General features: G+C 69.4%; 17 protein-coding genes. 11 read left to right on the top strand and 6 right to left on the bottom strand.

Annotation, left to right across the window (positions count from 1 at the left end; all coding sequences use genetic code 11):
• The first annotated feature begins 4 nt into the window (after positions 1 to 4).
• Positions 5 to 2,827, top strand: coding sequence for a DUF4175 domain-containing protein (locus ABF821_RS04020; protein WP_415529114.1), 2,823 nt, complete (start codon positions 5 to 7; stop codon positions 2,825 to 2,827).
• 440 nt (positions 2,828 to 3,267) lie between these two features.
• Here ABF821_RS04020 and ABF821_RS04015 read toward each other — a convergent pair whose 3' ends face one another.
• Both ABF821_RS04015 and argH read right to left on the bottom strand, forming a co-directional pair.
• Positions 3,268 to 3,420, bottom strand: coding sequence for a hypothetical protein (locus tag ABF821_RS04015; RefSeq protein WP_415529113.1), 153 nt, complete (start codon positions 3,418 to 3,420; stop codon positions 3,268 to 3,270).
• Complete coding sequence (gene argH / locus ABF821_RS04010; RefSeq protein WP_415529112.1) at positions 3,417 to 4,847, bottom strand: argininosuccinate lyase; 1,431 nt, start codon at positions 4,845 to 4,847, stop codon at positions 3,417 to 3,419. The genes ABF821_RS04015 and argH overlap by 4 nt, the downstream gene beginning before the upstream one ends.
• A 3-nt stretch (positions 4,848 to 4,850) precedes the next feature.
• On the opposite strand from argH, the gene ABF821_RS04005 reads away from it, so the two are divergent.
• The 10 genes from ABF821_RS04005 to ABF821_RS03960 all read left to right on the top strand — a co-directional run bounded on the left by ABF821_RS04005 (position 4,851) and on the right by ABF821_RS03960 (position 14,372).
• Complete coding sequence (locus tag ABF821_RS04005; RefSeq protein WP_415529111.1) at positions 4,851 to 5,441, top strand: TlpA family protein disulfide reductase; 591 nt, start codon at positions 4,851 to 4,853, stop codon at positions 5,439 to 5,441.
• A gap of 100 nt (positions 5,442 to 5,541) precedes the next feature.
• Positions 5,542 to 6,318 carry an N-formylglutamate amidohydrolase gene (locus tag ABF821_RS04000; RefSeq protein ID WP_415529110.1) on the top strand — a complete coding sequence of 259 codons (777 nt, stop codon included), beginning with the start codon at positions 5,542 to 5,544 and terminating at the stop codon, positions 6,316 to 6,318.
• Between the two features lie 8 nt (positions 6,319 to 6,326).
• Positions 6,327 to 7,235 carry a shikimate dehydrogenase gene (locus ABF821_RS03995; RefSeq protein ID WP_415529134.1) on the top strand — a complete coding sequence of 303 codons (909 nt, stop codon included), beginning with the start codon at positions 6,327 to 6,329 and terminating at the stop codon, positions 7,233 to 7,235.
• Between the two features lie 2 nt (positions 7,236 to 7,237).
• On the top strand, positions 7,238 to 7,864 hold the full coding sequence (gene coaE, locus ABF821_RS03990; RefSeq protein ID WP_415529133.1) for a dephospho-CoA kinase: 627 nt from the start codon (positions 7,238 to 7,240) through the stop codon (positions 7,862 to 7,864).
• Positions 7,861 to 8,541: a DNA polymerase III subunit epsilon gene (gene dnaQ, locus ABF821_RS03985; RefSeq protein ID WP_415529109.1), complete on the top strand. Its 681-nt coding sequence runs from the start codon at positions 7,861 to 7,863 to the stop codon at positions 8,539 to 8,541. Before coaE ends, dnaQ begins: the two co-directional genes overlap by 4 nt.
• A 110-nt stretch (positions 8,542 to 8,651) precedes the next feature.
• Positions 8,652 to 10,973, top strand: coding sequence for an adenylate/guanylate cyclase domain-containing protein (locus ABF821_RS03980; protein WP_415529108.1), 2,322 nt, complete (start codon positions 8,652 to 8,654; stop codon positions 10,971 to 10,973).
• The gene (locus ABF821_RS03975) at positions 10,970 to 11,872 is read left to right on the top strand and encodes an MlaE family ABC transporter permease (RefSeq protein WP_415529107.1); all 903 of its coding nucleotides are present in this window, start codon (positions 10,970 to 10,972) and stop codon (positions 11,870 to 11,872) included. The genes ABF821_RS03980 and ABF821_RS03975 overlap by 4 nt, the downstream gene beginning before the upstream one ends.
• A gap of 3 nt (positions 11,873 to 11,875) precedes the next feature.
• Positions 11,876 to 12,571, top strand: a complete 696-nt coding sequence (locus ABF821_RS03970; RefSeq protein ID WP_415529106.1) for an ABC transporter ATP-binding protein — start codon at positions 11,876 to 11,878, stop codon at positions 12,569 to 12,571.
• On the top strand, positions 12,571 to 13,527 hold the full coding sequence (locus ABF821_RS03965) for an MlaD family protein (protein WP_415529105.1): 957 nt from the start codon (positions 12,571 to 12,573) through the stop codon (positions 13,525 to 13,527). Before ABF821_RS03970 ends, ABF821_RS03965 begins: the two co-directional genes overlap by 1 nt.
• Complete coding sequence (locus ABF821_RS03960; RefSeq protein WP_415529104.1) at positions 13,524 to 14,372, top strand: hypothetical protein; 849 nt, start codon at positions 13,524 to 13,526, stop codon at positions 14,370 to 14,372. Before ABF821_RS03965 ends, ABF821_RS03960 begins: the two co-directional genes overlap by 4 nt.
• A 270-nt stretch (positions 14,373 to 14,642) precedes the next feature.
• On the opposite strand, the gene ABF821_RS03955 is transcribed toward ABF821_RS03960, so the two are convergent.
• Genes ABF821_RS03955 through queE form a run of 4 tightly spaced genes read right to left on the bottom strand, consistent with a single transcriptional unit; the run spans position 14,643 to position 18,035 of the window.
• The gene (locus tag ABF821_RS03955; RefSeq protein ID WP_415529102.1) at positions 14,643 to 16,133 is read right to left on the bottom strand and encodes a SulP family inorganic anion transporter; all 1,491 of its coding nucleotides are present in this window, start codon (positions 16,131 to 16,133) and stop codon (positions 14,643 to 14,645) included.
• 7 nt (positions 16,134 to 16,140) lie between these two features.
• Positions 16,141 to 16,668, bottom strand: coding sequence for a 6-pyruvoyl trahydropterin synthase family protein (locus ABF821_RS03950; RefSeq protein WP_415529101.1), 528 nt, complete (start codon positions 16,666 to 16,668; stop codon positions 16,141 to 16,143).
• Positions 16,661 to 17,398: a 7-cyano-7-deazaguanine synthase QueC gene (gene queC, locus ABF821_RS03945; protein WP_182975041.1), complete on the bottom strand. Its 738-nt coding sequence runs from the start codon at positions 17,396 to 17,398 to the stop codon at positions 16,661 to 16,663. Before queC ends, ABF821_RS03950 begins: the two co-directional genes overlap by 8 nt.
• A gap of 1 nt (position 17,399) precedes the next feature.
• Positions 17,400 to 18,035: a 7-carboxy-7-deazaguanine synthase gene (gene queE / locus ABF821_RS03940; RefSeq protein WP_415529100.1), complete on the bottom strand. Its 636-nt coding sequence runs from the start codon at positions 18,033 to 18,035 to the stop codon at positions 17,400 to 17,402.
• Positions 18,036 to 18,194: the final 159 nt, after the last annotated feature.

Genomic DNA, 18,194 nt, shown 5'->3' with positions numbered 1-18,194 from the left:
CGGCATGGCGGGCGGGTCCACATCCCTGGGGAATGACGGGGCGCCGGCGCCATCCGTCGTACCGTTCGCGGTGCGTCTGGCGGCGGCGCGGCATCGGGCGCGGCTGGTCTTGTGGATCGAAGTGCTGCGGCCTGTCGTGCTGCCGGTGCTGGGGGTGTTGGCCGCCTATATGATCGCGGGCCTGCTGGGGGTGCCGCAGGCGTTGTCCGACCTGTTGCGCGGGGTGATCCTGGCCTTGCTGGCCGGGGCCTGCGTGGGGTGGATCGTCTGGCGGGGGCGGCGGGTCGTGGCGCCGACGCCGGACGATATCGACCGGCGGATCGAGCGGGCGTCGGGGCTGGCGCATCGGCCATTGCAGACGTTGGGCGATCGTCCGGCGACGGACGGTACGGAACAGGCGGGATTGTGGGCGGCGCATCTATGGCGCACGGGCCATGCGATCGGCCGGTTGCGGGCCGGGTGGCCGCGGCTGTGGGCTGGCGCGCAGGACCCCTGGCGTCTGGGAATTGTCTTGCCGGTGGCCCTGCTGGCGGCGCTGGGCTGGGCCGGGCCTGAGGTGCCGGGGCGGCTGGCGGCGGCGTTCTGGCCGGGGCTGGACGATCCGGGGGCGGCGCGGCCGCATATCCAGGCCTGGATTACGCTGCCGGCCTATGCGCCCGGCGCGCCGGTGTTTCTGGACGAGCGGACGGGGCAGGCGACGGTGCCTCAGGGTTCGGTCCTGAGTGTCAGCGTGACGGATCTGCATGGCCGGCCGAGCGTGCGTGTTGCACCGCTGGGGGCGGGGCCTGCGGTGGCGGACGAGCGGTTCCGCGCGCTGGGGCCGGGAAGCTGGTCGGCGGAAATCAAACTGCTGGGCAGTGCGACGCTGGCGCTGCGCGGGCGCGGGCGGACCTTCAGCGACTGGACCGTGACGGTCTTGCCCTACGCGGCGCCGACCGTGGCATGGGGTACGCGGCCGGGGAGCGCGGCTGGCGAGTGGCGCACCCGGCTGCCTTATGCCGCCAAGCAAGCCTATGGCATTGCGTCGCTGCATGCCGAGTTGCGGCTGGCGCAGCAGGGCAAGGGGGATGCGGCCGGACGGGTGCTGAGCGTGCCGATTCCGCTGGATGGCCAGCCGCGCGATGCGTCCGGCGTGACCTCGCCTGATCTTTCGGCCGATCCCTGGGCCGGCGAAGAGGTCGTGGGGCGGTTGGTGGCGACCAGCACCAGCGGGCAGCAGGGTACGAGCCCGGAGGCGCGATTCCGTCTTGGCGCGCGCAAGTTCACCAGCCCGGTGGCCAAGGCCGTGCTGGATATCAGGCGCCGGCTGGCGCTGGGGCGTGAAGGGGCGGCCGAGGGCGCTGCCGATCTGGCGGCGCTGGGGGAGATGCCTGATCCGTTCCAGGCCGATGCGGGGATGCTGCTGAACCTTGCTGCTGCGGCGGCTCTTCTGGAGAGCACCGATGTGGCGCATCAGGCGGCGCTGGATCAGGTGGTGTCGCGGCTGTGGTATCTGGCGCTGGAGATCGAGGACGTGCGGCATGGCGGGCAGGCCGGCGCCCAGGCGGCGCTGGATGTTCGCGCGGCGCAGGATGCCGTGACCGCGCAGTTGAACCGCATGCGGGCATTGGGAGCGCAGGGCCAGTCACCCGCCGAACAGAGCGAATTGCAGCGGCGGATGGAGGCGTTGCGTCAGGCGATTTCCCGCCGGATGCAGGCGCTGGCCCAGCAGGCGTTGCAGTCGCATACCGCGATCCCCGATCTGCCGGGGATGACCCAGGATGGGGACCGCGCGCTGTCGAAGATGATGCAGCAGATGCAGGATGCGGCGAAGAACGGTCGGTCCGCCGAAGCGATGCAGATGATGCAGCGCATGGAAGACATGCTGGAACATATGCGCACGGCCTCGCCGCAGGATATGGCGAACCTGGCGGCGCAGATGATGGCGCGCCAGCAGGCCGCCGAGCAGCAGGCGGCGCTGCGGGACCTGATTGCCCGCCAGTCCGGCCTGCTGGATCACAGCCAGGCACGCCTCGATCGCGTGCAGCGCGCGCGGGACAAGGCCGAGGCGGCGCGGCGGGCGAAGCAGGAGGAAGAGGCGGATTCGGATGGCGATCTGACCACGATGCCGGCGGCCGAACTGATGCGCCGCCTTGGCCTGCGGCCGTTGCCCGGCATGCAGGACGAGCAGTCCGGCCCGCAGGGCGGGCCGCCGCCGGGGAGTGCTTCGGCCGATGGGGCGAAAGGGGCGCCGTCATCCGGGCCGGGCCAGCGGGGCGAGGATATGCCGGGCGACGAGGCCGCGCGAGGGACTGACCGGGCCATGCAGCGCGCGCTGGGGCGGGCGCTGGGTGAGTTGGGGCGTGAATTCAAGGGCCTGACGGGGAAGGACGCGCCGTCCGGTTTTGCCGACGCGGGGCAGTCGATCAAGAACGCGCGCACCGCGCTGGCCGGCGGCGATGACGCGGCGGCGGCGGCGGCGCAGCGCAAGGCCCTGGCCGACCTCCAGAAGGGCGACCAGCAGATGCATCAGGCGATGAAGGGATCGGGCGGCGGCGGCATGACCAGTTTCCTGCCGGGTTTCTCGAACAGTTCCGGCGGCGGCAAGCCGGGCGACGGCGAGGATTCCAGCGACAGCGCGCAGGAAGACGAAAAGGGGGACCGCGATCCGCTGGGCCGGCGGACTGGCGAGGGCAAGGAGGGAATCGATGCCGATACCCATGTGCCCGATGCGATGTCGCGCGAGCGTGCCCGCGAGATCGAGCAGGAATTGCGTCGCCGGGATTCCGACCGCACCCGTCCGCGCGACGAACTGGATTATCTGGATCGCCTGCTGAAGCCGTTCTGAAAGCTGCCAGCGTCATGGCGGACATCGAAGCGGAGCGGCCGAAAGGCCGCGAACGCCAGGCCGTTTACTGGTGGGGGTGAGGCTCGGACGTTCTGGAAGGGCTGGCCCCACGGCGGACATCGAGGTGGAGCGGCCGAAAGGCCGCGAACGCCAGGCCGTTTACTGATGGAGGTGAGGCTCGGACGTTCTGGAAGGGCTGGCCCCACGGTGGACATCGAAGCGGAGCGGCCGAAAGGCCGTGAACGCCAGACCGTTTCCCGGTGGGCGTGAGACTCGGAATTTGTGGGGGGAAACGTGGGCTGGTGAGCGAGAGCGGCCCGCAGGGCCGCGGCCGGTGTGTGTTTCCGAGCACCGGAGCGGAGCGGCCTTAATGGCCGTGAGCACCGGAGCACAGGAAACGCGCATCGGATCGCCACCAGCACGCGTTTCCCCCCACAAATTTAGTCGGGCATGGGGTAGGTGCGGGGATACGTCATATGCGAGGTCGGGCCGGGGGCTGAGGGGGAGCCTTTCTTGCCGCAGGCCGCGAGGCCCGTCAGCAGAAGGGCGAGGCCCAACGCGGTGCCCAGGGGGCGCATCAGGCGCCGGGTCATGGCGTATCGCCCAGGGCGGCCAGCCAGCGTTCGGCCTGCGCGCGGACATTGGCGGGGGCGGTGCCGCCCTCGCTGGTGCGGGAGGCGAGCGAGGCTTCGACGGTGAGGACCGAGAAGATGTCCTGCGTGATGCCGGGCTCTTCGGCCTGCATGTCGGCCAGGGACAGGTCGGCGAGGTCCAGGTTGCGGCTCTCCGCCAGCGCGACCAGACGGCCGGTGACGTGGTGGGCGGTGCGGAAGGGAAGCTTGAGCACCCGCACCAGCCAGTCCGCGAGGTCGGTGGCGGTGGAGAAGCCGGAGCCCGCATAGGCGCGCATGCGCTCGGTATTGGGCTTGAGGTCGCGGATCATGCCGTCGCAGGCCGCCAGCGACAGGGCGGCGGCGTCGGTGGCGGCGAAGACCGGTTCCTTGTCCTCCTGCATGTCCTTGGCGTAGGCCAGCGGCAGGCCCTTCATGACCGTCAGCAGCCCGACCAGCGCACCGCCGATGCGGCCGATCTTGGCACGCACCAGTTCCGCCGCGTCGGGGTTGCGCTTCTGCGGCATGATCGACGAGCCGGTGGTGAAGGCGTCGGACAGGCGGATGAAGGCGAAGGGGGCCGAGCACCAGATCACGATTTCCTCGGACAGGCGCGACAGGTGCATGGCCATGATCGACAGGGCCGAGAGATATTCCAGCGCGAAATCGCGGTCGGACACGGCGTCGAGCGAATTGGCGGTCGGGCGGTCGAAGCCCAGGGCGTTGGCCGTCATCCGCCGGTCGATCGGGAAGGAGGTGCCGGCCAGGGCCGCCGAGCCGAGCGGGCATTCGTTCAGGCGGCGGCGGGTGTCGGCCAGGCGGCCGCGATCGCGGGCCAGCATTTCCACATAGGCCATCAGGTGATGGCCGAAGGTAACGGGCTGGGCGGTTTGCAGGTGGGTGAAGCCCGGCATGGGGGCGGCCGCGTGTTCGCGCGCGCGGCGGGCGAGGGCGCGCATCAGGGATGCGATCTGGCCGTCCAGCCCGTCGATGGCGTCGCGCACCCAGAGGCGGAAATCGGTCGCGACCTGATCGTTGCGCGAGCGCGCGGTGTGCAGGCGCTTGCCGGCCTCGCCGATCCGGTCGGACAGGCGGGCCTCGATATTCATGTGGATGTCTTCGAGCCGGGGGCTGAAATCGAACCGGCCGGCTTCGATCTCCTCGCCGATGCCGGTCAGGCCGCGTCGGATCTCGGCTTCGTCTTCGGCGCTGATGATGCCGGTTTTCGCCAGCATGGCGGCGTGGGCCAGCGAGCCCGCGATATCCTGCCGCCACAGGGCCTTGTCGAAGCCGATCGAGGCGTTGATGTCCTGCATGATGGCCGAGGGGCCACCCGCGAACCGACCGCCCCACTGGACATTCGCCCGTGCGGAGTCATTGTCGGTCGCATGTTCTTCGTTCACAGACATGCCATGCCCCAGATCCTGTCGAAAACCGTCGGTCGGCGAGCGTTGCTCGCAGATGGCGGCACCCTACTGGCCGCGTGGGCCGGGTGCAATTCCATCCTTGCGCCGCCGGCGCGGGCGGAAGGGCCGGTGCCGGTGGACCTGCCGCCGCACCGCACGGCCGCGCCGCGCGCGCTGCCGGACCTGAGCTTTGTGGATGACGCAGGGACGACGCGGCATCTGGCCGACTGGCGTGGGCGGATCGTGGTGCTGAATCTGTGGGCGACCTGGTGCCAGCCCTGTGTGGCGGAGATGCCGGCGCTGGACGCGCTGGCGCGGCAGGTGGCGCCGGCGGGGGATATCGCGGTGCTGCCGGTTTCGATCGACCATGGAGGGGTGGATCTGGTGCGGCGATTCTATCGCACCCATGGCATTGCCGGCCTGCCGGTGCTCTGCGACCCGCACATGCAGATCCCGACCGCGCTGCGCGAGGATGGGGTGCCGGTGACGCTGGTGATCGACCGGGCGGGGCGCGAGGTGGCGCGGGTCGTCGGCCCGGTGCGCTGGGACCCGGCATCGACGCCGGAGCGGGTGCGGGGGCTGGCGGCCGGCGGTTGAGGGGCTGCGGTGTGAGGCTGTGGTGCGGGCTGTGGCTTTCGTGCCGGCGGGGGGCGCGGTAGAACCGGCCGGGATCGGCATATCAGGTAAGGATGACAGAATGCGACAGGATGGACCGCTGCTGGGCGCGGACGATCCGCAGCCGGTGCGGGTGCATGGCCGGGGGGGCCTGTCGCCATTCGTTCTGGTCAGCGACCATGCGGGGCGGGCGGTGCCGGCCCGGCTGGGCGATCTGGGCGTGTCGGCGCCGGACTGGGAACGGCACATCGCCTGGGATATCGGCATGGCCGGCATGGGGCGGCTGCTGGCCGAACGGCTGGAGACGATTCTGGTCGAGCAGGTCTATTCGCGGCTGGTGATCGACTGCAATCGCGCGCCGGGGCACCCGACCTCGATCGTGCGGGCCAGTGACGGGACCGTGGTGCCAGGCAATGCGGCGCTGGATGCGGCGGCGGAGACGGAGCGAGTGGAGCGGATCTTCCGGCCCTATCACGACCGGATTGCCGAGGAACTGGATGCGCGCCTGACGCGGGGGCAGCCGACGGTGCTGGTGTCGCTGCATAGTTTCACGCCCGAGATGGATAACGTGGCGCGCCCGTGGCATGCGGGCATCCTGCATAATCATGGCCCGCGTTTCGGGCTGATCCTGAAGGATCTGCTGGAGCGGGAACCGGGCCTGCTGGTGGGGGACAACGAGCCCTATGCGCTGACCGATACCAGCGACTTCACGGTGCCGTTCCATGGCGAGAGGCGCGACCTGCCGCATGTGGAACTGGAGATAAGGCAGGACCTGGTCGCCGATGCGGCGGGGCAGCGCGAATGGGCGGACCGGCTGGCGCGGCTGCTGCCGCTGGCCTGGGCGCGTTACACGGCATGAAGGCGGAAATGGACGACGTGGTGGCGCATCCTTCCTCGGCGCGGGTGGCGCCCGGCCGGCTGACGATTCGCGGGACGACCGCGCTGGCCGGGGTGATCGGGTGGCCGGTGGCGCATTCGCGCTCGCCGCTGCTGCATAATTTCTGGCTGGCCCGGTATGGGATCGACGGTGCCTATGTGCCGTTGCCGGTGGCGCCCGGCGCGTTCGACGTGGCGGTGCATGGCCTGCGCGCCGCGGGGTTCCGGGGGGCGAACGTGACCATTCCGCACAAGGAGGCGGCGTTTGCGATTGCCGACCGGCTGCATCGCTCCGCCGTGCGCTCCGGGTCGGTCAATACGCTGGTCTTCGGGCAGGATGGGACGATCGAGGCGCATTCGACCGATGGCGACGGGTTCGTCGCCAGCCTGGAGGCGAAGAGCGTGGATGTGGCGCGCGGGCCGGCGCTGCTGCTGGGCGCCGGAGGCGCCGCGCGGGCGGTTGCCGCCAGTCTGCTGGATCGCGGGGTGGCGGTTTCGGTGGCCAATCGCACGGTCGCCCGGTCTGTCGCATTGGCCGAGGCGCTGTCGGCGGACGGGCAGGCGCCGGTTTCGGTGATCGACTGGGCGGACTGGACGGACCGTCTGCCGGGGCATGCGCTGCTGGTGAATACCACGTCGCTGGGCATGCATGGCGGGCCGGACGACGTGTTTACGCCCGACCTGTCGCGGGCGCCCGATGACATGGTGGTGTCGGACATCGTGTATGTGCCGCGCATGACGCCGCTGCTGACCGCCGCCGTGGCGCGGGGGCTGCGGGTGGTGGACGGCACGGGGATGCTGCTGCATCAGGCGCGGCTGGGGTTCAAATGCTGGTTCGGGGTCGATCCGGAGGTCGATGCCGATATCCAGGCGCTGTTCGACGCCGACCTCGCGCGGTGACGATGCGCATTCTCGGCCTGACCGGCGGGATCGGCATGGGCAAGTCGACGGTGGCGCGGATGCTGCGGCGCGCCGGCTTTCCGGTGTTCGATGCCGATGCGGCGGTCCATGCGTTGCAGGCGCCGGGCGGCCGGGCGCTGCCGGCGATCGGGCGGCTGGTGCCGGGTTCGGTGCGGGACGGGGTGCTGGATCGCGCGGTGCTGCGGCGCGCGGCCATTGCCGACGGGGCGGTGATGAAGGGGCTGGAGCGCATTCTGCACCCCATGGTGCGGCAGGAGCGAGACCGGTTTCTGGCGCGGGCGCGGCGGGCTGGGCATTCCTGGGCGGTACTGGATATTCCCCTGCTGTTCGAGACGGGGGGGGACCGGTTGTGCGACCGGGTCGCGGTGGTGTCGGCGCCGCCGGATGTGCAGATCCATCGCGTGGCCAGGAGGCGGGGCATGGCGCCCGGCGAGGTGGCGGCGGTGATCGCGCGCCAGATGCCCGACCGCGAGAAGCGGCGGCGGGCGGATGATGTGATCTGTACCGGGTTGTCGCGGAATGATACCGTGCGCCGGGTGCGGCGACTGGTCGCGCGGATGCGCGCGGATGCCGAAATGCGGATGCGCGCGGAAGGGAAGACGCCATGAAGCGAACGATTCTGTTCGATACGGAGACGACTGGCCTGGACCCGAAGAAGGGGGACCGGGTGATCGAAATCGCCGCGCTGGAACTGATCGACGATCTGCCGACCGGGCAGAATTTCCATGTGCTGATCCACCCCGAACGCGATATTCCCGAGGAGGCGACGAAGGTTCACGGCTTCAGGCTGGCGGATCTGGAGGGCAAGCCCCGGTTTCATGAAATCGCGGATGCGTTTCTGGCGTTTATCGGGCCGGACGCGATGATCGCCCATAATGCGCGCTTCGATTTCGGCTTCCTGAACGCGGAACTGGAGCGTGCCGGCCGGCCGGTGCTGTCGCTGGAGCGGATGGTCGATACGCTGGATATCGCGCGCGAACGCTATCCGGGCCTGCCGAACAGCCTGGACGCCCTGTGCCGGCGTTTTGAGATCGATCTCTCGGCCCGCACCACCCATAACGCGCTGCTCGACTGCCGGCTGCTGGCCGAGGTCTATCTGGAACTGATGGGGGGGCGCCAGCGCGGGCTGGGCCTGATGATGGAGGATGGGGCCGGCGGACCGGTGGCGCACAGCTACGCGCGGGTTACGAACCGCACGCCGCGCCCGATCGTGCCGACGCCCGAGGAACTGGCGGCGCACAGCCGCTTTCTGGAGAAGGTCAAGGAGCCGATCTGGTCTCTGTAACGGGGCGGGGGGGCTGGTAGGCATCTCGCGGGTTGGTTTTTGTGGCGCGTGTATCCTATCGTAACAGGCAGCCGTCGTGCGCTCCGGGCCAACAGATCGGGAAGAGATCATTGAACGCTGACGAGATCGTGGACCCCGCCGATGCCCGTTCCGATCAGGTCAGGCGTTTTCTGCTGCATGTCGGTGTGCCCATTTTCGGCGTCGTGCTGGTGGTGGCCGTCATCGCCGGAATCGGGCTGCATTCCTATCGCTCGATCCGCTCGGGCGCGCTGGCGCTGACCCACGACCTGCTGGTCAGCGAGCAGAACTACATCGCGCAGGAAGTCGGCGATTACCTCGGCCCGGCCACGGCGGGAACGGTGATTGCGCGCGATATGCTGGAGCATGGCTCGCAGGCCGCCATCATCAAGATCTTCAATTCCTACGGCGGCAGCATGCTGCGGCATGTGCCGCAGGTTCATTCCTTCTATCTGGCCGATTCCGACGGGCATTTCGACCTGATCGAACGCGACCCGAAGGGCAAGGGGCTGGAGACGACGCAACTGACCGGCGAGGGGGCCGGGGCGCAGTTCGTCCATCAGTTTCGCGACGAGAAGGGCAACTTGCTGCGGACGGAGAGCAATCCGACCGGCAATTTTGACCCACGGACCCGCGAGTGGTTCAGGGGGACGGCGGAGTCCGGCAAGCTTTACTGGTCGGCGCCCTATCTGATCAGCCAGACCGGCCAGATGATCATCACGGCCTCGATCGTCTATCAGGGGCTGGATGGCAAGACATTCGTCTTCGCCATCAATCTGTCGATGAACGAGCTGACGAATTTTCTGGATTCCCTCAAGATCGGCAAGAACGGCCATGCGCTGATCGTCGACCAGGACGGGCATCTTCTGGCCGGACGGCACATGCTGGATGTGGCGAAGAAAGCCAACTGGGACCCGTCGAAGATGGTGCTGGACCCCCAGACCTATCCGGCGCTGGCGCAGGCGTTCGACGTGTATCGCGTGCTGGGATACGGGCCGCATGCGATTCGCAGCGGCAAGCGTAATTTCGTGACCATGGCGGCCCCGCTGCCCTCGACGGCGAAGAAATGGGTGCTGATCCTGGTTGCGCCGGAAAGCGATTTCGCCAATTTCGCGATGGTGGACGGCCGGCAGAACCTGCTGTTCTCGCTGATGATCGTGGCCCTTGCCGCGTTGCTGGGGGGGCTGCTGTTCCGCCAGGGGCGGCGGACCGACCGGGTGGCGGCGGAACTGGCGGGCCTGCGTGCGGTTTCGGGGCGCGAGAGCCAGGCATTGCGGGCGGTGGCCGGCTATCCGGCGTTGTTCGACCCGACCGACGAGGCGCTGATCCTGACGCGCAGCCTGGCGGAGATGACGCTGGCGCGGCGGGCCTCGGTCTGGCGGCTGATGCATGACGGCGCCACGTTGCTGTGCGTCGATTCCTACGATGCGCGGCACGATGCCCATTCGGGCGGTTTCGAACTGTCGCGCACCGACCTCCAGGCGTTTTTCGACCTGGTGACGCATGGCGATGCGATCACGGTGCCCGATGCGGGGGCGGACGAGCGGACGGTCAGTTTCCATCGGCTGTTCATGCGGACCTTCGGCAGCCGCAGCCTGTTCCTGGCGCCCATTCTGGGGGCGTCGGGGCCGATCGGCATGATCACACTGGAGGATGCGCCGCGTGCCGGGCTGGTGTCGCATTTCGTCGCCATGATCGGCGGGGTGGTGTCGGCGCGTTTTTCCGCCCAGCATTACAGCGCCGTTGCCGCCGCCGCCGAGGAACTGGCCGCGCCGCCGGCGGAGGAAGCCGAGCATTCGCTGGGCGACGGTTTCCTGATTCCGCCGGGCAGCACGCAGGCTGACGGGCATGGGGGGCCGGTGGAAGGGCTGTTCCCGGCCGTGGCGGTCATGGTCATTACCTTTGCCGATATCATCACGTCCTCGCGGGACGATCCGGCGCGGATCATCGCGCTGGTGGAGGCGCTGGCGCTTCAGCTCCAGACCGTGGCGCGGGACCATGGGCTGTATTCCATCAAGATGCTGGGCCATCGGCTGGTCTGCGTGGCCGGGTGTACGCACACGCCCGATCCGGCGGCCGCCGAGCGGATGGCGAACGCGGCGCTGGTGATGCGCGAGGCGTCGCTCTCGATCCTGTCGCGCGCCGACCTGGACCCGGTCTTTCGCATGGGGATCGATGTCGGGCCGGTGTTCGGCGGGTTGCTCGGTGACGACCCGAAAGTGTTCAACCTGTGGGGCGATGCCATCGGCATGGCCGAGATGATGGCCCAGGGGGCGCCGGATGTCGGCACCATCCAGGTGTCGGATGAGGTGTATCAGCTTCTGCGCGGGCGGTTCCTGTTCCGTGAACGCGGGCGCTTCTTCGTGCCGCATGCGGGGATGACGCGCACCTATGTTCTGGCGGGGCGCCGGTGACGGGCGGGACGGTTGCACCGGGGCCGCCCGACCTGTCGGAAGACGGGTTGCCGGAGGGGCTGCCTGAGGGGCTGCCGGACGGGCCGTCGGGCTGGCTGAAGGCGCGGCTGGCGCGTATCAGGCCCGCCCTGGCCTGGATCGGGCGGCTGACGCGCCATCAGGTCCGGTTCGTGCTGGTGCTGATCGGGTCGGCGTGGGGGGTGGTGCGCGAGAGCATGCGCCCCAATTCCTGGCGGCGGACGGTGCGGGAGGAATTCCGCCTGTGCCTGCGCCAGGTGGTGGGCGGCGGGTTTCTGAGCACCATCGTGACCGCCACGCTGGCGGGGCTGATGGTGGTGTCGCAGGCGGTCTACTGGCTTGGCTTTGCCGGCATGGCGCAGATGACGGGCTCGATTCTGGTGTCGGTGCTGGTGCGCGAGATCTCGCCGGTGCTGGTGGGGATCATCCTGCTGGGGCGCAGCGGCATGCTGGTGCTGACCGAAATCGGCATGCTGACGCTGGGGGGGCAGATCCGCGCCCTTCAGGCGCAGGGCATGGACCCGTTCCTGCTGCTGGTGCTGCCGCGCACCTGCGCGTTCATGGTCGGCGGCTTTACGCTGGGTATCCTGTTCGCCACCAATGCGTTGCTGATGGGTTTTATCATCACCCATGCCTCGGGCGTGATCACGACATCGGTGTGGACGTTCTTCGCCAATGTGCTGGCCGCGATGTCGTCTTGGGATTTTCTGGTCATTCCGCTGAAATTCATTCTGGTCGGGTTCTTCGTGGGCCTGGGGGCCTGCATGACCGGCCTGCTGGTGGATGCCGACGATACGATCGCGACCCTGATGCCGCGCGGGTTCGCGCGCGGGATCATGACGGTGATGGTCGTCAATATCCTGTTCATCCTGGGGGGCTGAGCGATGGCGAACGAGGGAGCGATCCTGGAACTTCGCGCCGCCCAGCCGTCGTTCGACGAAAGCGGCATGGCGCCGGTGCCGATCGACCTGCGGCTGATGCCCGGTGACTGCGCGGTGGTGGAATGCCGGGATTCCGCGCGGGCGACGCTGTTTGCCGATCTGTGCTGCGGCATGATCTCGCTGGCCTCGGGCAACGTGCAGTTCATGGGGCTGGACTGGGCCGAACTGAGGGACCGCCAGTTTTACGCCCTGCGGGGGCGGATCGGGCGGATTACCCGGCGCGGATCGTGGCTGGACCTGTTCGGCACGCACCAGAACATCATTCTCCAGCAACTGCACCACACGACGCGGCCGACGGCGGACGTGGTGGCGGATGCGATGGCGCTGGGCCTGGCATTCGGCTTTCCCGGCCTGCCGGTGACCAGTCCGGGGCATCTGTCGGCGGCCGATCTGGCGCGCGCCGCCTGTGTGCGGGCTTTTCTCGGCCGGCCCGACCTGCTGGTGCTGGAGGATATCTCCGACGTGCTGCCGGCGGACGCGGCGGTTGCGTTTCTGGAAGCGATCACGGCGGCGCGCGACCGGGGCGCGGCGGTGATCTGGTTCGTACGCCATGCCGCCACCTGGGCCGATTACCGGTCGGCGGTGAATGTTCATCTGCGCCTTCTCGATGAAGGTCTTTTCCCGGTGCGGGGGGTCTGATGGCCAAGGATCAAGTAAAGGGCCTGGCGCGGCAATTGGTGCGGGTGCGCTATGCCGATGAATGGGTCGGGCTGCTGGTGCTGGTGGCGCTGCTGATCTGTGCGGCGGCGGTGATCGAGGCGGGTGTGCTGCATAACTGGCTGACGCCGGCCGGTCGGTTGCAGATCGTGCTGCCTGACGGCGGCGTCAGCGGGTTGGCGCCGGGCGACGATGTCGAGGTGGTGGGTATTCATGCCGGCACCATCCGGCGCATCCGCATCAATCCGAGCGGGGGGATGTACGCGATCGCGGATATCGACCCGGATATCGAACCCTTCGTGCGTCGTGACAGCACCGCCACCATCCGACGGCGCTTCGTGGTGGCCGGGGCGAACTATATCGACATCACGCGTGGCACCGGGGAGGTGATGGACTGGCATTACGCGGTGCTGACCGCGCATTCGGCACCCAATCCGGCCGACATGATCACCCAGACATTCGCCGATATCCGCGCGCGGGTGATGCCGGTGCTGGATAGTGCGCAGCATATGATGTCGATGCTGGATGCCACGGTGACGGACCTGCATGCCGGCAAGGGCACCGCCGGGCAGTTGATGACCGACGACAAGCTGATCCGTCAGGCCGAGACGCTGGTGACGTCGCTGAACGAAGCGGTTGCCCATCTGACACCGATCGAGCGGCAATTGTCGTCGGTCATGGCGAAGGCCGATGCCAGCATGGCCAATGTCCGCGCCATGTCGGGCGACCTGCGCAAGGCCACGCCGAACATGCCGGCGATCACGCGCAACCTGCAGGAGACGTCGGCGGAGCTGCCGGTGCTGCTGACGCAGGCGCAGACCACCGCCGCCAGCCTCCAGAAGCTGACCGACCAGTTGCGCGGCCTGTGGCTGCTGGGCGGTGGCGGGACGAAGGCCCCCGCGTCGAACCGCCTGCCGACGGGGAGGATCGCGCCATGAAGGCTGGGTACACGCGCGCGGCCCTGCTGCTGGTGCTGGCCATGCCGGCATTGGCCGGGTGTGGGGGCGGCAGGGTGGCGCCCGCCGGCGATGCCGTGCTGGACCAGGCGATGGAGAGCGGGCGCCAGTCGGCGGGACTGGAGCGGCTGGCGGTCGCGGAAGGCCAGTATCGGCAGGCCGGCACGCGTGCGCTGGCGCGCGACGATGCCGGGGCGATCGGCGATGCCGGCTATAATCTGGCGGTGGTGCAACTGGCGCAGGACAAGCCGGCCGATGCGCTCACGACCCTCGCGGCGACGCGGGCCGCGCTGGCGGTACGGGGGCGGTCGGGCGCCGATGCGGGGTTGGACCTGACGCAGGCCGCGGCCCTGCATCGGCTGTCGCGGGACCGCGAGGCGGTGCCGTTGGCCGCCGGGGCGATGGCGAGCCCAGATCCGGCGATTGCCGAACAGGCCAGCCTGCTGACCGGGCTGATCGCGGATGGGGTGGGCGACCGCGCGATGCTGGGGCAGGCCGTGGCGCATCTGGCCCATAGGCGCCCCGTGGCCGCGAAATGGCAGGCGGACGAGGATGAATTGCAGGCCCGGATGCGTCTGCCCCATGACCCGGCGGGGGCGCGGGACCTGGCTGTGCAGGCTGCCGATCTGCGGCGGCAGATGGTGGATTATCGCGGCATGGCGCGGGCGCTGACCCTGGCGGCCCGCGCGGCGGGGCAGGCGGGGGATGCCGCCGGCGCGGCGGCCCTGACGCTACAGGCCGGGCAGAGCCTGCATGCGCAATCGCCGAGTGCTGCGCCTGCTGTCGGGGCGCCCGACCCGTTTGCGGCGCCGACGCCGCCGGTCTGAGGCGTGTGGGCCTCGGGGAACGGGGCTGGACATGGGGGCTGGCGCGCGAGCGTGGTGCGGAGCGGGCTTGGTGGCTGTTCGCGGAGTTGGCTCCGTCGGTTTGAGGCGTGTGGTGCCTCGGAGAACGGGGCTGGAAATGTGGGCTGGCGAGCGAGAGTGCCGCGCAGCGGCACGGCCGTCGTGTGTTTCCGAGCATCGGAGCGGAGCGGCCTTGATGGCCGTGAGCACCGAAGCGCAGGAAACGCGCGTCGGATCGCCGCCAGCGCGCATTTACAGCCCCGTTCTGAGGTCCGAATGGCGGGTGATGAGGGTCGCGCTGGCCGTGTTCAGGCCCTCGAGTTCGACCGCGAGACCGTGGCTTTCCATTCGCGCGACGATGTCGCGCAGGGTGCCGACGGCCGTGATGTCCCAGAAATGGGCGTGGCGCAGGTCGATGCGGATGTGGCGGGCGGTGTCGTGCGTGTCGAACGCCTCGGCGAACAGGTCGGCTGAGGCGAAGAAGAGCTGGCCCGTTACGCTGTAGGTCCGGGTGTCGGTGGCGGTGTCGTACCGGGCTGCGACCGTGACCAGTCGCGAGACGCTGGCGGCGAAGAGCAGGCCGCTGAGCAGCACGCCCACCAGCACGCCCGCCGCCAGATTGTGGGTGACCACGACCACCGCCACCGTTGCCAGCATGACCAGGCTGGCGCCGCGCGGGTGGGTGCGCAGGTCGCGCAGCGACGACCAGGAAAAGGTGCTGGCCGAGACCATGATCATGATCGCCACCAGGGCGGCGACGGGTACGCGGGCGACCCATGGCCGCAGCGCCACCATCAGCAGCAGGAGGAAGGCGCCGGCGATGAAGGTGGAGAGACGGCCGCGCCCGCCATAGCGGAGATTGCCCACCGTCTGGCCGATCATGCCGCAGCCGGCGATGCCGCCGAACAGGCCCGCGGCGACATTGGCCAGGCCGAGGCCGACGCATTCGGTGCGCTTGCTGCTGTGGGTTTCCGTCATGTCGTCGACGACGCTGGCGGTCATCATCGATTCCAGCAGGCCGACCATGGCCATGGCGGCGGCGAAGGGCAGGATGATGTCCAGCGTGGCGAAGGAGAACGGCACCCGTGGCCAGACCAGGTGTGGCAGGCTGTCGGGCAGGCGGCCCAGATCGGCCACCGTATGCACCGGCATGGGCCAGATGGTGGCGACGGCCGTGAGGGCCAGGATGCAGATCAGCGGCGAGGGGATGGCGGTGAACAGGCGCGGCACGCCGTAGATGATGGCCAGGCCCAGCGCGATCAGGGCGTAGGTGTGCCATGTGACATGGAACATGTGCGGCAGTTGCGCGGAGAAGATCAGGATGGCCAGCGCGTTGACGAAGCCGGTGCGGACGGGGCGCGAGACGTAGCGCATGAGCAGGTGCAGCCGCGCCGCGCCGGCCAGCATCTGCAACAGTCCGGCCAGCAGGGTGGCGGCCAGCAGGTATTGCACGCCATGCGCGCGGACCAGCGCCGCCGCCACCAGGGCGACCGAGCCGGCGGCGCCGGAGATCATGGCCGGGCGGCCGCCCGCGATGGCGATGACGACGCTGATGACGAACGACGCATACAGCCCGACCTCCGGGTCGACCCCGGCGGCGAAGGAGAAGGCGATGACTTCGGGGATCAGCGCGAAGGTGCCGACCATGCCGGCCAGGACCTCGCGCATCGGATTGGCCGCCCATTCGGCGCGGTAGCGGGCGAGGCCGGAGAGCGGGGCGGCGGAAAGGGTGGATTCGGACATTGCCGGGTCAGGCGTCGGCGATGCTGTCGTCGGCGCGCCGCCACCAGCATTGCCCGGCCGGGCGGGGAGCGGGCAGCACGTCCAGCGGGTCGCCTTCGTAGCGGACGGTGTTGGTCGGGGTTTCCTGCAAGGTGATCTCCGCGCAGCGCAGCAGGGCGCCGTCGGCGTCGAGCAGCGCGTTGAGTTTGGCCATCATCAGGCAGGCCATCAGTTCCGTGGTCGGGTCGCCGGGCGTGACGATGATGCGGCGGGCGCGTTCGGGCTCGTGCGCGCGGAACCAGGACAGGAGGGGATCGTCCTCGGCCAGTTGCAGGGCGTGGTCCAGCCGTTCGTCCACGAAGCGGTGCCAGCGCGACTTGGCGCGCTGGAAGGACACGACCATGTTGCCGGCCCCGTCGAGCCGGCGGGGAGCGGTGGGGCGCAGGCGCACGGTGACGAATTCGTTGTGGCCGTGGGGCAGGGCGCAGCTTTCGCTGGCGCCGTGGATCAGCCGGTGTCCCATCGAGAAACGGCGGGTGAAGACCAGATCAAGCATTCTTGCGCCCCGCCATGTAGCGTTCCCAGCCATTGCGGCGCAGGTCGCAGGCCGGACAGGTGCCGCAGCCATGGCCCCATGGGTGCATCGTCTCGCGCGTGCCCAGATAGCAGCTATGGCTCTCGCGGTTGATCAGGGCGACCAGATCGGGGCCGCCCAGGCTTTCGGCCAGGCGCCAGGTATCGGCCTTGTCGATCCACATCAGCGGCGTGTGCAGGACCAGGCGGCTGGCCATGCCGAGGTTCAGCGCCACCTGCATGGCCTTGATCGTGTCGTCGCGGCAATCGGGATAGCCGGAATAATCGGTCTCGCACATGCCGCCGATGATGTGGCGGGCGCCCCGGCGGGCGGCCAGGGCGGCGGCGAAGGTGAGGAAGATCAGGTTGCGGCCGGGCACGAAGGTGCTGGGCAGGCCGTTCTCGTTCATCGTGATGGCGGCGTCGCGGGTCAGCGCGGTGTCGGAGACCGCGCCCAGGGCGTCGAGCGCCAGCGTGTGGTCCTCGCCCAGGCGGGCCGCCCAGGCGGGGTCGTGCGCCGCCATGCCCGCGCGCAATGTGTCGCGGCATTCCAGTTCCACCGCGTGGCGCTGGCCGTAGGCGAAGCCCAGCGTCTCGACGCGGCCGAAGCGCGACAGCGCCCAGGCGAGGCAGGTCGCGGAATCCTGGCCGCCGGAGAACAGGACGATCGCGCTTTCCTGCTTCGGGTCGGTGGGGGTGAGGGATGCGGCCATGTCAGGGAATCCCGATCAGCTTGTGGGTCTGCAACGAGAGGCGCCAGCGTGGGTGGGTGCGGCAGTAGGCGACCGCCTGTTCGGTATTGCGGGCCTGGTCGGGGCCGTCCATCGGCTGGAGCCAGAATTGCTGGAAATCGAGATCCGCGACGGTTTCGGGCAGTCGCTCCGGCTGGGGGAAAACCAGTTTCAGTTCGTGGCCGGTGCGCTGGACGAGCGGTGCGTCGGCCTTGGGGCTGACGCAGATCCAGTCGATGCCCTCCGGGGCCGGGAGGGTGCCGTTGGTTTCGATGGCGATTTCGAAGCCGCGCGCATGGACCGCCGCGATGAGGGGGGCGTCGAGTTGCAGCAGGGGTTCGCCGCCGGTGAAGACGACGAAGGCGTGCTCCATGTCCGGTGCGGCCCAGGTGGCGGCGATGGCGTCGGCCAGGGTGTCGGCGTCGGCGAAGCGGCCGCCGCCTTCGCCGTCGGTGCCGACGAAATCGGTGTCGCAGAAGCGGCAGGTCGCGCCCGCGCGATCGGCCTCCCGCCCCGACCAGAGATTGCATCCGGCGAAACGGCAGAACACGGCGGCGCGGCCGGCATGCGCGCCCTCACCCTGGAGGGTCGCGAACATCTCCTTGATCATATAGGCCATGCGGCGTGATTTCGGACAGGCTGTGCCCGGACGCAAGCCTTAAATCGTGCTGTCGGTGTCTGCCGGCCGCATGGAGGCGGCCGGGCGCCCGTTGAGGGCGCCGGGGCCCCCGCCGGGTGCATGCCCCCGCGCGCCCCCCCGCGGGGGGGGCGGGGGGGG

This window comes from Gluconacetobacter sp. (assembly GCF_047721585.1).
Classification (GTDB): Bacteria; Pseudomonadota; Alphaproteobacteria; order Acetobacterales; family Acetobacteraceae; genus Gluconacetobacter; species Gluconacetobacter dulcium.
The sequence above is the reverse complement of the archived record's forward strand: the minus strand, read 5'-3'. Positions and strand labels throughout refer to the sequence as shown.

Excerpts from the sequence above, each read along its gene's own strand:
- queC (WP_182975041.1), bottom strand. The coding sequence starts at position 17,398 with ATGGCCGCATCCCTCACCCCCACCGACCCGAAGCAGGAAAGCGCGATC.
- dnaQ (WP_415529109.1), top strand. The coding sequence starts at position 7,861 with ATGAAGCGAACGATTCTGTTCGATACGGAGACGACTGGCCTGGACCCG.
- ABF821_RS03950 (WP_415529101.1), bottom strand. The coding sequence starts at position 16,668 with ATGCTTGATCTGGTCTTCACCCGCCGTTTCTCGATGGGACACCGGCTG.
- ABF821_RS04015 (WP_415529113.1), bottom strand. The coding sequence starts at position 3,420 with ATGACCCGGCGCCTGATGCGCCCCCTGGGCACCGCGTTGGGCCTCGCC.
- ABF821_RS03965 (WP_415529105.1), top strand. The coding sequence starts at position 12,571 with ATGGCCAAGGATCAAGTAAAGGGCCTGGCGCGGCAATTGGTGCGGGTG.
- ABF821_RS03955 (WP_415529102.1), bottom strand. The coding sequence starts at position 16,133 with ATGTCCGAATCCACCCTTTCCGCCGCCCCGCTCTCCGGCCTCGCCCGC.
- ABF821_RS03960 (WP_415529104.1), top strand. The coding sequence starts at position 13,524 with ATGAAGGCTGGGTACACGCGCGCGGCCCTGCTGCTGGTGCTGGCCATG.
- queE (WP_415529100.1), bottom strand. The coding sequence starts at position 18,035 with ATGGCCTATATGATCAAGGAGATGTTCGCGACCCTCCAGGGTGAGGGC.
- argH (WP_415529112.1), bottom strand. The coding sequence starts at position 4,847 with ATGTCTGTGAACGAAGAACATGCGACCGACAATGACTCCGCACGGGCG.
- ABF821_RS03970 (WP_415529106.1), top strand. The coding sequence starts at position 11,876 with ATGGCGAACGAGGGAGCGATCCTGGAACTTCGCGCCGCCCAGCCGTCG.
- coaE (WP_415529133.1), top strand. The coding sequence starts at position 7,238 with ATGCGCATTCTCGGCCTGACCGGCGGGATCGGCATGGGCAAGTCGACG.
- ABF821_RS04000 (WP_415529110.1), top strand. The coding sequence starts at position 5,542 with ATGCGACAGGATGGACCGCTGCTGGGCGCGGACGATCCGCAGCCGGTG.
- ABF821_RS04020 (WP_415529114.1), top strand. The coding sequence starts at position 5 with ATGGCGGGCGGGTCCACATCCCTGGGGAATGACGGGGCGCCGGCGCCA.
- ABF821_RS04005 (WP_415529111.1), top strand. The coding sequence starts at position 4,851 with ATGCCCCAGATCCTGTCGAAAACCGTCGGTCGGCGAGCGTTGCTCGCA.
- ABF821_RS03995 (WP_415529134.1), top strand. The coding sequence starts at position 6,327 with ATGGACGACGTGGTGGCGCATCCTTCCTCGGCGCGGGTGGCGCCCGGC.